Genomic DNA, 12779 nt, shown 5'->3' with positions numbered 1-12779 from the left:
GAGCGTCATGCAGATATTGCGTCTCATCGATACTGGCGGCACCATCGGCATGGTGCCTTCCGAACAGGGGCTTGTGCCCGGTGCGGGTGTCGTTGAACAGCATCTGCGGGCGGCGCTGCCACAGGGCACCGCACTGGATGTCGTGACCTTCGACCCGCTGATCGACAGTGCCAATATCCGCCCCGCGGACTGGAACCGGCTGGCCGATCTGATTGCCGAACATGACGGACCCGTGCTGATCACACATGGCACCGATACGCTGGGCTTTAGCGCCGCAGCCCTGTCGCAGGTGATCGCCCCCGAACGCGCGGTGGTCCTGTGCGCCGCCATGCAGCCGCTGGGCCAGAATGCCGATGCCGAAGAAAGCCTCGCGCAGGCGCTGGAGTATCTGCTTTCGGGACAGGCGGGTGTGCGGGTGGCCGTGAATGGCCAGATCCTTGAGGCCGAAGGGGTGACAAAGACCGACAGTCACGCCCGCGCAGCCTTTGTGTCAGTGCCGCAGGCCCCGTCAGCCCCTCGCTCCACCGGCGCGCGGTTCGGCACAGGGCCGCAGATCGGCGTGCTCACCCTGACGCCGGGACTGTCGGGACAGGCCCTGACGGCACTGCTGGGCTGTTTCGACGGGGTCGTCTTGCGCATCTACGGGGCAGGGACCTTTCCCGAGGATCCGGCACTTGTGACCGCTGTGGCCGAGGCCGTCGCACGCGGCCTTCCGGTGCGCGTCGTCAGCCAATGCGTGCAGGGCGGGCTGGCACCGGGGCTTTACGCGGCAGGTGCCAGCTTTTGGCAAAGCGGTGTCACCAATGGCGGCACCGAAACGGTCGAACTGGCCTTTGTGCGGCTTTTGCTCGCGGCCTCTGCGGCCTGAACCTGACGGCCTGAACCTGACGACCGAACGGGCGGTTTTGCAGCGTTACGCCTCGTCGAAGAACAGGCGCGGCGTCATGCCTTTATCGCAATGCACGACATGGGTGAGATCTTCGAAATCATCCACCGCCGCCCGCAGGACAAAGGTCATCCCGTCCACAAAATCGCTGGCTTGCGGATCGAGTATGATCACGATATCCACGCCGACCGGACGGAATTTGAACGTGACCGATTGCGGCTCCGTCCGCGCGCGCGAGCGCAGACAGAGAATATGCCGGATATCGTCATACAGCCCGTAAAGGCAATCCCGCTCGTCCTGCGTCTCGAACAGGGTGCCCGCCGGAAATGTCGCACATAGCGACCCCGAGGCAATCAGCCGCTCCAGAAGCACGTTCATCAGTTTCTTGTCCTTGAGCTTAGCGCTCAGGAAACGATGTTCGATCGCCTCGAAATTCTCGATGATCTGCGATGAAACGCGGTCGATATGTGTCCGTAAAGCCATGTGATCCTCCTCCGGTTCTGGCATGGATTGGGGTTGGTGCCTCCTGCCGCCCATGATGCGGCGATAGGCAGATCGGTGCGGATCAGGCGGATCGGGACCGACCCGACCGCGCGCATAGGGGCAATATCCGCTGTCGTATAAAGGAATACGGATGCCCGACCTGATCTTGCCGACCGGATCTTGCCGACCGGTTCGGGGCAGGCCCTTTGCCGAGACACAGCCAAACGGCGGATAAAATCGGGACGACATTTTGAACGAGAAAACATTACGGGACATCGAATGAAGCTGCACAGGACACCCAGCTTTGCTCAATGGAATGAAGGTGATCTTAAAATGACCATTCTGCCGGAAGGAATTTTACAAAACGGGCAGGATCACGTCACAGATAGCGCGCAGTGGCAGGTCCAAGCGACAAGAGCCAGAGGCACCTGACAGAACAGGGTGCGAGGTCTCCGAGCCTGCATAAAGTTCCGCCAGAAAAATCTCTGGCCCGTTCGTCCTGTGTCAGTCCTGCGCCAGGTCTGCGTCGGGGGCAGGGGCGGGGACCAAACCGGCTGCGCCTTTGCGATACCCCGACGGGGGCATGCCCATTGCCAGCCGGAAGGCCGTTGCGAAAGCTTCCGGCGTTTCGTAGCCCGCCTGCCGTGCCGCGCTGGCCACCGAAGCCCCCGCATGCAGGGCATGGCCCGCCCGTTCCAGCCGGATCTGGCGCAACCGCCCATGTACCGACATGCCGCGCAGGCGCCGGAACAACCGGCGCATGGAGGACACGCTCATGCCCGCGCTTTCAGCCAGAGCCTCGGACGAAGGCAGCCCCCCCGCGATCAAGGCCTGCGCCTCGATCCGGCTCAGCCGTTCCTGATCCGTCCGGCTGATCTCCGGCTCCGCTCCCATCAGCCCCACCAGCATCGTCTGCAACATGGACAGGGCGAGCGCTTCCGCTTCGATCTGGCAGAAGGGCGTCTGCCGATGGCGTTGCAGCAGGGCTTCGGCCCGTAACACGTCGGGCATGGTCGCCGTCCAGCTTGCCCGCAGATGGGCTTGGCCCTGAAGGATCGATTGCATCGTCACCCCGCGCGCCTCCAGCCAGTTCCACGGGACCAGCACCGACACTTTGCGCACATGGTTGCCTGCCGTGATATTGCGGCGGAAGGCCGTCGGCTGACCAAGCGCGCTCAGATGCAGTTGCGCTGGCTGGCCCGGCATCGGCCCGAAACGCTCGCTGCGCGGCCCGAGCCTGCCCTCGACCTGCCCCTCCAGAATGAGATGCAGCAACAGATTGGCCGGACGGGTCAGGAAGGTGACGAAATCTTTCGCGCTGACCGTATCCTGTAGCTGCACGTTGAGGCCCGAGGGCAGCGCAATCCGCCGACGTCCGCCGCGCAGCACGATGTCGGAGACGGGCAGGCTTGCGCCGAAATCCGTCACATCCCCCCGTAGCCCCGTGGCGATGTCATTCAGGCTGATATCCATCTGGACCTCCAAGGTCTGATCCTTTGCGGGAACGCCAGCCGATTGGCGCTTTGACGAAGATATATGGCCGTATGGCACAGGCCGGATACTGGCCAGATACCAGATCCAGCTCTAATGGTCGATAAAAATACTCGGTTATTAAGGGATAGTGCCATGTCACCTGCTGGACGTACCACGTTGAAACTGTGCCTGCTGGCCTCCACCGCCCTTGCCGCACCGGCATTCGCGCAAGATGCGGTCGCACTGGACGAGATCGTTGTCGAAGGGTCGAGCTACGAGACCGAAGGCTCCGATAGCTATGCGACCGATCTGATCTCGGTGGGGGAGAAGGCGGCGATGAGCCCGCGCGAGGTGCCGCAATCGACCTCGGTCGTCACCCATAAGCAGATCGAGGATGGCGGCTACACGGCGCTGGAAGAGGCGCTGTCGGATGTGGCGGGCATCATGATCCTCAATAATGATGTCGGGCGGTCGTCGATCTATTCGCGCGGCTACGAATTCGACTATCTCTATTTCGACGGCCTCCCCGCGCCGGTCAGCTCGATCTACGGCACCCAGCCGGATCTGTCGATTGTCGATCACGTCGAGGTCCTCAAAGGACCGTCGGGCCTGTTCATCAGCACCGGCGAACCGGCAGGCTCGATCAATATGCGTCTCAAACAGGCCACCGCCACCGAGTTTACCGGCTATGCCACGACTTCGGCCGATAGCAACGGGCAAGTCCGCGCGGAAGTCGATATGTCCTCGGCACTCAATAAGGACGGCACGCTGCGCGGGCGCTTTGTGGCCGCCTATGGCGATGGCGATACGTTTATCGACGGTGGCTCGAACGGGGTGCAGTCCTATTACGGCACCGTCGCGTGGGATGTGGACCCGAATACCAAACTGACTTTCTCGCTCAGCCATATGGAGCGCGATATCGCGCCGTTCAACGGTCTGCCCACCTATGCGGATGGCTCGCTGATCTGGACGGATGTCGAGGCGGGCGTGATGCCCGACTGGAACGATTTCGACAACGAAACCACCGATGCCGTGGTGGCGGGCGAGCATTTCCTCGATAATGGCGGGCGCATCAAATTCTCGATGCGCAAATCGTGGCAGGATGCCAATTTCCTCTACGGCTATGCCGGATCGACCGCCGATGCCGATAACAACATCTCTTCGATCGCCTATCTGGGCCGCGATTTCAGTCAGGACAGCCTCGCGCTGGACATCCATGCGGATCTGCCCTTCCAACTGGGCCAGATGGAAGGCAACGCGATTGTCGGGGCCGATTGGCAGAAGGTCACCAGCACCACCTACACCGCCCGCGGATCGATCTCGGGCAGCTGGAACCTGAACGATTTCGATGGCGCGTCGGTGGCCAAGCCGAGCTATAGCTATTCGACCCGCGCGGACTCGGAGACCACTTCCACGGGGCTCTATTCGCAGCTACGGCTCAAGCCGATGGACAAGCTGACCGTGATCGGTGGCGCGCGCCTGAGCTGGTATGACGGCACGGTCGACACCACGACGCTGTCCAGCGGCGCGGTCTCGACGGCCGATTATGACGTCGATGCCCATGTGACACCGTTTGCCGGTGCCACCTACGAGCTGACGCCCGATGCCTCGCTCTATGCCAGCTATTCCGAGATCTTCATTCCGCAATCGTCGCGGGACACGGATGGCGATCTGCTTGATCCCGTCGAGGGGCGCCAATACGAGCTGGGCGTCAAGGCCCGGCTTGCCTATGGTCTGGATGTCACGGCGGCCTATTTCAACCTGCGCGAGGCGAACCGTCCTGTCGCGATCACCGGCACCGATTACTACAAAGCCGAGGAAGAGGTCGAATCCAAAGGCGTCGAGCTGACGGTGTCGGGCGAGTTGCGCGAAAATCTGCACCTCTCGGCAGGCTATACCTATACCGAGACCGAATATCTCAACGGCAGCTCGAAGGGCGAGGATTTCTCGACCTATACGCCCAAACACATGTTCAAGCTTCAGGCCATGTATGACTTCAAGGACGGCGTGATGGCCGATTGGAGCCTCGGGGGCCGCCTGACCATGATGAGCGGTTTCTCCTCCAAGGGGATCGAGGCACCGGGTTACGGGGTGGTCGATCTGATGGCGGTCAAAACCTTCAATGATGACCTGACTTTGCGCATGGGCGTCGATAACCTCTTCGACAAAGAATATTATTCGCGCGTGGGCAGCACCACGGTGTTCAACTTCCGCGGCGAACCGCGCACCTTCAACGTCTCGCTGACCAAGACCTTCTGATCCGCATCCGGCCCGATCCGGCTGCAAACCCCCGCCGATTGGCGGGGGTTATCTTTTGCGCAAAATTCAATCATGACGTGCATGGATATTTTCCTCGACAGGCCAACCCCTCGCACTAATTCCGTTTTTCGGGCCGGACCTTCGGGCATTTTGACGTGACGAATAAGCAAAAAAATGCTGTCAACTGGCGAGAAAATCGGTTTTTACCGCCGGATGGCCTTGTCTTGGGCCGTTGGAAAGCCGAAGCTGGCGCAAAATAAAGAACATGTGGGCTAAGGGTCTATGATTGAACACACCTCCCTTCCGGGCGTTATCCTCATTACGCCCCCGCGTTTTGGTGACCATCGCGGTTTTTTCTCCGAAAGCTGGAACAAGAAGAAGCTTGAAGCCGAAGGGGTGAACCTGCCGGAATTCGTGCAGGACAACCACTCGCTCTCGCGCGAGAAGGGCACGGTGCGCGGGCTGCATTTCCAGTCGCCGCCGCATGCGCAGGGCAAACTGGTGCGCTGTGGCCGCGGGTCGATCTTTGATGTGGCGGTGGATGTACGCAAGGGCAGCCCGACCTATGGTCAATGGGTGGGCTTTGAGCTGTCCTTCGAGAATGGCAAGCAGCTATGGATTCCGGCGGGCTTCCTGCATGGGTTCATGACGCTGACGGATGATGCCGAGATCTGCTATAAATGCACCGACCATTACGCGCCCGAATGCGATGGCGCGGTGAAATGGGACAGCTGTGGCATCGACTGGCCGATTGCCGATATTACCCCGATCATTTCCGAAAAAGACGAGAAGGCGCAGCCGCTTTCCGCATTCGACACCCCTTTCACCTTCGAGGCCTGATCCTATGAAACTTCTTGTTACCGGCGGTGCCGGATTTATCGGTTCGGCTGTTGTGCGTCTGGCGATGGCGCGGGGCCATAGCGTGGTGAACGTCGACGCGTTGACCTATGCGGCCTGCCTCGAGAATGTGGCCGAATGCGCTGGCAGTCCGAATTATGCCTTCGAGAAGGCCGATATCCGTGATCGCGCCGCTCTGGATGCGGTTTTTGCCAAGCATAAGCCTGATGCGGTGATGCATCTGGCCGCTGAATCCCATGTGGACCGGTCGATCGACGGGCCGGGCGATTTCATCGAAACCAATATCACCGGCACCTATAATATGCTGGAGGCCGCGCGCAGCTATTGGGTCGCGCAGGGCAAGCCCGAAGCCTTCCGCTTCCACCATATCTCAACCGATGAGGTCTTTGGCTCGCTGCCCAATGACCCTGCGATCAAATTCACCGAAGACACGCCCTATGATCCGCGCTCGCCCTATTCGGCGTCCAAAGCGTCTTCGGACCATCTGGTGCGCGCATGGCACGAGACCTATGGCCTGCCGGTGGTGCTGACCAACTGCTCCAACAACTACGGGCCTTTCCACTTCCCCGAGAAGCTGATCCCCGTGGTGATCCTGAACGCGCTGGCCGGTAAGGACCTGCCGATCTACGGTAAGGGCGACAATATCCGCGACTGGCTCTATGTCGAGGACCATGCCGATGCGCTGCTGCTGGTGGTGGAAAAAGGCGAGCTGGGCCGCAGCTATAATATCGGCGGCGAGAACGAGCGCACCAATCTGGAACTGGTGAAGACGCTCTGCGCGATCCTTGACCAGAAGCGCCCGAAGGCGCAGGGCTCTTACGCCGATCAGATCACCTTTGTAACCGACCGCCCCGGCCATGATGCGCGTTATGCGATTGATCCGACCCGCATCCGCAACGAGCTGGGCTGGCGTCCGTCGGTGACGGTCGAGGAAGGGCTTGAACGCACCGTTGACTGGTATCTGGCCAATGAGGCTTGGTGGAAACCGCTGCAAGCGCGGGCGGGCGTTGGTGTCCGTCTGGGCACGGGCGAGGCCCAGTCTGGCGAGGGAAAGAAGGAAACGGCATGAGCATCCTCGTTTTCGGTTCCACCGGCCAAGTCGCGACCGAGCTGAAATCGCTTCTGCCCGAGGCGCAGTTTCTGTCGCGTGCCGAGGCGGATCTGTCGACCCCCGAAGCCTGCGCCGCCGCTATCACGGCGGCCAAGCCCGAGGCCGTGATCAATGCGGCCGCCTATACGGCGGTGGATAAAGCTGAAAGCGAAGAGGATCTGGCCGAGGCGATCAATGGCGCCGCGCCCGCCGCTATGGCGCAGGCCTGTGCCGGGCTTGGTATTCCCTTTGTGCATATCTCGACGGATTATGTCTTTGACGGGCAGGGCGAGACGCCGTTCAAACCCACGGATATGACCGCGCCGCTGGGGGCCTATGGCCGCAGCAAGCTGAAGGGCGAACAGGGGATCGCGCTGGCGGGCGGGGCCTATGCCGTGCTGCGCACCTCTTGGGTGTTTTCCGCGCATGGCAATAACTTCGTGAAGACGATGCTGCGCCTGTCAGAAACCCGTGACAAGCTGACCGTGGTGGCCGACCAGATCGGCGGCCCGACCTCGGCGCGGGCGATTGCCAAGGCCTGTGTCCGCATCGCAAGCCAGCTTGCCGAAGACCCGTCGAAAGCGGGGATCTACCATTTCTCGGGCGCGCCCGATACAAGCTGGGCCGGTTTCGCGCGCGAGATCTTCGCGCAGGCAGGGCGCGCGACCGCGGTCGAGGATATCCCCACGACGGCCTTCCCGACGCCTGCCAAACGCCCCGCCAATAGCCGGATGGATTGCGCCACGACGTTTGACGCTTTCGGGATTTCCCGCCCCGACTGGAAGGCCGATCTGGCGGAGGTTCTGCACGCGCTGAGAGGGGTTGATGCCGCTTCTGCAAACTGACAGCACTTCTGTCTTTTTCGCGCATGTCCCCAAGACCGGCGGCACGTCGGTCGAGGACTATCTGCAGCAGCATTATGGCCCGCTCTCGCTTTACGACCCCGACTGGTTGGGGCGTAAGGCGGCGGGTCTCCCCCGCAAGTTTCCCTGCTCGGAGCAGCATCTGGTCTGGGCCGATGCCCGCACCCTGTTCGACACCAAGCCCGATCTTGTTTTCGGTCTGGTACGTGACCCTTTGCAACGGGCGATATCGGAATACCGGTTTCAGGCGCGCAGCTTCCCCCATATGCAGCGCCTGACACAGCGCGGCTTTTCGGTCTGGCTGGCGGTGATGGAGGCCGCCTACCGGCGCGACCCCTATGTGATGGACAACCATCTGCGCCCCCAGTCGGATTTCCTGCCGCATGAAGCCACAGTGTTCCGCCTTGAAGAGGGTATGGAGCCTGTTGTGGACTGGTTGCAAACCCATCTTGGCGGGGTCGCAGGGCAGGTGCCCCATGCGCAGAAATCGGCAGAATGCCCGACCCTGCAGGACCGGATCGCACCGAGCAAGGCGGATATGGCCCGCATCACGCGGCTCTATCACAAAGACTATGTGCGCTTTGGCTATCAACATCCGATCGGCGGGTTCGAATTTGCAACGCTTTACCGCCCCGCACCCGTAAAACACACGCTTTATGCAATGGTGAAAGGCCGCAAAGTCACCCGCGCCTATCGCCGGAAATATATCTAGATTTCTAAAGGACAGTTCTCATGACAACACAGCGCAAAGGTATTATCCTCGCCGGCGGTTCGGGCACGCGGCTCTATCCGCTGACGATGGCTGTCTCGAAGCAGCTGATGCCGATCTATGACAAGCCGATGATCTATTATCCGCTGACCGTGCTGATGCTGACCGGCATCCGCGAGATCGCGATCATCACCACTCCAGCGGATCAGGAGCAGTTCAAACGGCTTCTGGGCGATGGCAGCCAATGGGGCATCAGCCTGACCTATATCACCCAGCCCTCGCCCGACGGTCTGGCGCAGGCCTATATTCTGGCCGAGGATTTCCTTGACGGTGCGCCTTCGGCGATGGTTCTGGGCGATAACATCTTCTTCGGCCACGGGCTGCCGCAGCTTCTGGAAGCCGCTGATGCGCAGGGCGTGGGCGGGACGGTCTTCGGCTATCGCGTGGCCGATCCCGAACGCTATGGCGTGGTCAAATTCGATACGGCAGGCAAAGTCGAGGAAATCATCGAAAAGCCCGAGGTGCCGCCGTCGAACTATGCAGTCACCGGCCTCTATTTCCTTGATGGCGATGCCCCCAAGCGCGCCCGCGAGGTCAAGCCTTCGCCGCGGGGCGAGTTGGAGATCGTGACGTTGCTGGAAAGCTATCTCAAGGATGGCACGCTGACCGTGAAACAGATGGGCCGTGGCTATGCATGGCTTGATACCGGCACCCATGCCTCGCTTCTGGACGCCGGCAATTTTGTGCGCACGCTCTCGACCCGTCAGGGGGTGCAATCGGGCTGCCCCGAAGAGATCGCCTATGAAAAGGGCTGGATCGACGATGCGAAAATGGCCGAACATGCCGAGACATTCAAAAAGACGGCTTATGGCAAGTATCTGGCAAGCCTGCTGAAATAAGCAGAACAGACGTTCAGTACGGAGATGCGGAAGGGCATTCGGGCGCGCAGGCACCGGATGCCCTTTCTTCTGGCACCTGCGGCCCTATAACGGATAGACAGGCCCGCCAAGCCACAGAATGGCGACCGGTTTCCTGTTGTTTTTGGGGCAAAAAACTGCAAGGTGCATAGTCAAGTTCGGGCATCCGGCAGGATGTCTTCCGTATTGCGAGGTTTATATGTCATTGGGATCTTTCGGTACGTCGTTTCTCCGGCATATTGCCCAGCGGTTCTATCTGTCCAAAGCCCGTGCCGGACGCCCCGGAGAGCGGCTGTTTTCCGAGCTTATGGCAAAGTCGCTGGCCTCGGAACTGGCGCTGCGCGAGGATCTGTTCGACAATGTCACGGTAGATGCGGAAAAGCGTGCGAAATTCCTGCGCGCGCCGCTGCCAGAGCGACGCTATATGCTGTTTTTCACCGCGCGTTCGGGAAGCTCGCGTCTGGGCGAGATGCTGGAACGTGCCCGCGTTCTGGGCCAGCCGAACGAGGCGTTCAATTTCCGCTTTGTGCCCAATATCGCCCAAGCCTATCAGGCCGACACGCTGGAAACCTATGTCGATATGCTGCTGCGCAGGCGCAATACGCGCGGCACCTATGGCGTCGAGATCACCTATGCGCATATGATGAACCTCTTCGGATCGATGGACCGGCTGATCGAGATGATGGCCCCCACCTCGTATATCTGGCTGATCCGCGAGAACCTTCTGGCGCAGGCGTTGTCGCTGTCGAAGCTGATCCAGACCAAGGTCGCCCATTCCACCGCAGCCGACCAGACCAGCCAGATGGCCGCAGATGCCGCCTTCCAGTATAAACCGCTAGAAATTTTGCATGCGATGGCGCGCTATTGCGTCGAGGAAGACCGGCTCGAGGCCGATATGGCCCGTTTCGGGATCAAGCCGCTATGCCTGAGCTACGAGCAGACCGTCGGTCAGCCCGACACCGTGATCCTCAGGACGATCGCCGATCATATCGGGGTCGGGGCTGTAGATCTGCAGCCCGCACCCACATCCCATCACAAACTTCTGGGGTGCCGTAGTGCGGAATATGCCGAGCGTTTCGCGCAGGAATATCCCGATTTTCTGGCCCGCATGACAGACTATCGTGCGGCGCGTATCGAACGGCTGCACAAGTTCTGACTGGCCTGGCCACATAGGCCGCGCCCGTTTCGGGGTTTCACGCAATCTTAAAAGGATATCGGTTAACTCTGACCGCAAGGGCCGCTATGGCCCGTTTTGTGTGACGAGTAACCTATGCTTGAAAACCGGTTTCGCGCCGATATCCAAGGCCTGCGGGGTCTTGCCGTTGCGGCGGTGGTGCTGTTTCACGCCTGGCCGAAGGCTTTGCCGGGCGGCTTCGTGGGCGTCGATATCTTCTTCGCGATTTCGGGGTTTCTGATTGGCGGCCATCTACAGCGCGACAGCCTCACGGGGCAGCTCTCTTTGCTGACCTTCTACCACAAGCGCGCCAGACGCCTTTTGCCTGCTCTTCTGGTGATGCTTGCCGCCACTCTGGGGCTGGGGGGCATTCTGCTCAGTCCCGATAACTATCAAGAGCTTGCCCGCACCGCCCTGTCTTCGGCGCTCTTTGCTTCGAATATCGATTTCTATCTGTTCAGCGGCTATTTCGACCAGCAGGCGGAACTGCGACCGCTGCTGCATACATGGTCGCTTTCGGTCGAGGAACAGTTCTATCTGCTATTCCCCTTCCTGCTGTTCATGGTAATCAAATGGCGCCCCTCCGCATTGGTGCCGTTGACCCTGCTGGGGATTATGGGCGGGGTGATCCTGTCCGAATGGGGCTTGCGGCATTCTCCGACGGGGGCCTATTTCCTGTTGCCGTTCCGTGGCTTCGAATTCCTGATCGGGGCTCTGGCTGCCTATCTGCCAGCCCCCCGAAAAGACCGGCCCATCCTGCGTCCGTTGGCGCTGGCCACGCTGGGGCTATGCATGGTCTGGCTGACACCCGATATGCCCTTTCCCGGCCTGCGGGCGGGCGTGCCCAGCTTTGCTACAGCGGTCCTGTTATGGGTGGGGCGCTTTCCTTTGCCCCGACAGACCGGCGGGATGCTGGCCGGCGGGATGCTGGGGGCCGGTTTTCTGGGCCGGATCTCCTATTCACTCTATCTCTGGCACTGGCCGTTGATGGCGTTTCTGCGCAGTCTTGCCGGAGAGGTGCCCGATGCGCTGATGGCGCTTTGCGTGGGGGTCTCGGTCATACTGGCATGGCTGAGCTGGCGTTATATCGAGAAGCCCTTCGCCCGCCTGCCCACCGGCCACAGCCCCATCCTGCGCTGGAGCGCGGCGGGGCTTGCCCTGATCATGCTGCCCGCTTGGGGGATCTGGCACGGGCAGGGGATACCGCAGCGCTTTGCGCCGCAGGTGCTGGCCTTATATGATGCGGCACAGGATATCAGCCCGTGGCGGGAAAGCTGCCATCAGGATGACCGTGACAGAAAGCCCTATGCCCGGACCTGCCGCCTGGGTGGCAGCGGCGCGCCACCTCTTGTGGTCTGGGGTGACAGCCACGGGGCCGAACTCGCCGCAGCCTTGGCCCGGAACCAGCCCCTGCGGCAGATCACGGCCTCTGCCTGCCCGCCGGTTCTGGGCCCCGATCTGCCCAGACGTCCCCAATGCGCCCGCGCAAACCAGCGGATGCTGACGGCGATCAGCGGCGATCCGGCCGTCGAGACCGTGCTGTTGGCGATGAACCGCGAGGCCTATCCCGAACTTCCGGCACAGGTTCTGCAAGACGGCCTGCGCGAAACGGTGACGCGGCTCCGGCAAGCGGGCAAACGGGTTATCCTGCTGGGCCAGATCCCCAACCCGCATCGCGATCCGGCACAAAGCGCCGGAAATGCGCTCCGCTTCGGCAGGCTTGCCGCCACGGCCATTCCAGATCCCGAAGCCCATAGCGCCCGTTTGCGCGCATGGGCGGAAATCGAGCAGCAGCTTGTCACGGCGGACCGGATCATACGGATCGACCCGCGCAAGAGGCTGTGTGCCGGTGGCGAATGTCCTTTTGTGATGGGGGGAAAGGTGCTCTATTTCAACGACACCCATCCAAGCATGGCGGGGGCACGACGGCTGGCAGAACAGATTCGCGCGGAAGCGGCCGACATCTTGCCCCAACCGCGCACCCCCACTCCGCCGCGCATGTCCCATAGGGTGAATTCGGCCAATAGGGTCGCAATTCGTGGTGAATTTAACTTTTGACGCATGCTT

The 12779-nt window shown here is 61.1% G+C and carries 11 protein-coding genes; 9 read left to right on the top strand and 2 right to left on the bottom strand.

What is annotated here, in order from left to right; translation table 11 throughout:
• Positions 1-7 precede the first annotated feature (7 nt).
• On the top strand, positions 8-868 hold the full coding sequence (locus WDB88_RS15030; protein WP_339109631.1) for an asparaginase domain-containing protein: 861 nt from the start codon (positions 8-10) through the stop codon (positions 866-868).
• A 45-nt stretch (positions 869-913) separates the two neighbouring features.
• Here WDB88_RS15030 and WDB88_RS15025 read toward each other — a convergent pair whose 3' ends face one another.
• Both WDB88_RS15025 and WDB88_RS15020 read right to left on the bottom strand, forming a co-directional pair.
• Positions 914-1369: a hypothetical protein gene (locus WDB88_RS15025; protein ID WP_330647081.1), complete on the bottom strand. Its 456-nt coding sequence runs from the start codon at positions 1367-1369 to the stop codon at positions 914-916.
• 504 nt (positions 1370-1873) lie between these two features.
• Entirely contained in the window at positions 1874-2842 is a 969-nt protein-coding gene (locus WDB88_RS15020) for a helix-turn-helix domain-containing protein (protein WP_339109630.1), read from the bottom strand.
• Positions 2843-2995: 153 nt separating this feature from the next.
• On the opposite strand from WDB88_RS15020, the gene WDB88_RS15015 reads away from it, so the two are divergent.
• From WDB88_RS15015 to WDB88_RS14980, 8 genes are all read left to right on the top strand, one after another.
• Positions 2996-5101, top strand: coding sequence for a TonB-dependent siderophore receptor (locus WDB88_RS15015; protein WP_339109629.1), 2106 nt, complete (start codon positions 2996-2998; stop codon positions 5099-5101).
• Between the two features lie 282 nt (positions 5102-5383).
• Positions 5384-5941, top strand: coding sequence for a dTDP-4-dehydrorhamnose 3,5-epimerase (gene rfbC, locus WDB88_RS15010; RefSeq protein ID WP_330647084.1), 558 nt, complete (start codon positions 5384-5386; stop codon positions 5939-5941).
• 4 nt (positions 5942-5945) lie between these two features.
• Positions 5946-7028, top strand: a complete 1083-nt coding sequence (rfbB, locus tag WDB88_RS15005) for a dTDP-glucose 4,6-dehydratase (protein WP_339109628.1) — start codon at positions 5946-5948, stop codon at positions 7026-7028.
• The gene (gene rfbD, locus WDB88_RS15000) at positions 7025-7894 is read left to right on the top strand and encodes a dTDP-4-dehydrorhamnose reductase (protein WP_339109627.1); all 870 of its coding nucleotides are present in this window, start codon (positions 7025-7027) and stop codon (positions 7892-7894) included. Before rfbB ends, rfbD begins: the two co-directional genes overlap by 4 nt.
• Positions 7875-8624: a sulfotransferase family 2 domain-containing protein gene (locus WDB88_RS14995; protein ID WP_339109626.1), complete on the top strand. Its 750-nt coding sequence runs from the start codon at positions 7875-7877 to the stop codon at positions 8622-8624. Before rfbD ends, WDB88_RS14995 begins: the two co-directional genes overlap by 20 nt.
• 20 nt (positions 8625-8644) lie before the next feature.
• Positions 8645-9520 (top strand): glucose-1-phosphate thymidylyltransferase RfbA, encoded by an 876-nt coding sequence (gene rfbA, locus WDB88_RS14990; protein WP_339109625.1) that lies wholly within the window; start codon positions 8645-8647, stop codon positions 9518-9520.
• 217 nt (positions 9521-9737) lie between these two features.
• The gene (locus tag WDB88_RS14985; protein ID WP_339109624.1) at positions 9738-10694 is read left to right on the top strand and encodes a Stf0 family sulfotransferase; all 957 of its coding nucleotides are present in this window, start codon (positions 9738-9740) and stop codon (positions 10692-10694) included.
• A 114-nt stretch (positions 10695-10808) separates the two neighbouring features.
• On the top strand, positions 10809-12770 hold the full coding sequence (locus WDB88_RS14980) for an acyltransferase family protein (RefSeq protein WP_339109623.1): 1962 nt from the start codon (positions 10809-10811) through the stop codon (positions 12768-12770).
• Positions 12771-12779: the final 9 nt, after the last annotated feature.

The sequence above is a fragment of the Thioclava sp. GXIMD4216 genome (assembly GCF_037949285.1).
Taxonomy (GTDB): domain Bacteria; phylum Pseudomonadota; class Alphaproteobacteria; order Rhodobacterales; family Rhodobacteraceae; genus Thioclava; species Thioclava litoralis.
This window is presented reverse-complemented; position numbering and strand designations above follow the sequence as displayed.

Excerpts from the sequence above, each read along its gene's own strand:
- WDB88_RS15020 (WP_339109630.1), bottom strand. The coding sequence starts at position 2,842 with ATGGATATCAGCCTGAATGACATCGCCACGGGGCTACGGGGGGATGTG.
- WDB88_RS14980 (WP_339109623.1), top strand. The coding sequence starts at position 10,809 with ATGCTTGAAAACCGGTTTCGCGCCGATATCCAAGGCCTGCGGGGTCTT.
- WDB88_RS15030 (WP_339109631.1), top strand. The coding sequence starts at position 8 with ATGCAGATATTGCGTCTCATCGATACTGGCGGCACCATCGGCATGGTG.
- WDB88_RS14995 (WP_339109626.1), top strand. The coding sequence starts at position 7,875 with ATGCCGCTTCTGCAAACTGACAGCACTTCTGTCTTTTTCGCGCATGTC.
- WDB88_RS15015 (WP_339109629.1), top strand. The coding sequence starts at position 2,996 with ATGTCACCTGCTGGACGTACCACGTTGAAACTGTGCCTGCTGGCCTCC.
- WDB88_RS15025 (WP_330647081.1), bottom strand. The coding sequence starts at position 1,369 with ATGGCTTTACGGACACATATCGACCGCGTTTCATCGCAGATCATCGAG.
- rfbD (WP_339109627.1), top strand. The coding sequence starts at position 7,025 with ATGAGCATCCTCGTTTTCGGTTCCACCGGCCAAGTCGCGACCGAGCTG.
- rfbB (WP_339109628.1), top strand. The coding sequence starts at position 5,946 with ATGAAACTTCTTGTTACCGGCGGTGCCGGATTTATCGGTTCGGCTGTT.
- rfbA (WP_339109625.1), top strand. The coding sequence starts at position 8,645 with ATGACAACACAGCGCAAAGGTATTATCCTCGCCGGCGGTTCGGGCACG.
- rfbC (WP_330647084.1), top strand. The coding sequence starts at position 5,384 with ATGATTGAACACACCTCCCTTCCGGGCGTTATCCTCATTACGCCCCCG.
- WDB88_RS14985 (WP_339109624.1), top strand. The coding sequence starts at position 9,738 with ATGTCATTGGGATCTTTCGGTACGTCGTTTCTCCGGCATATTGCCCAG.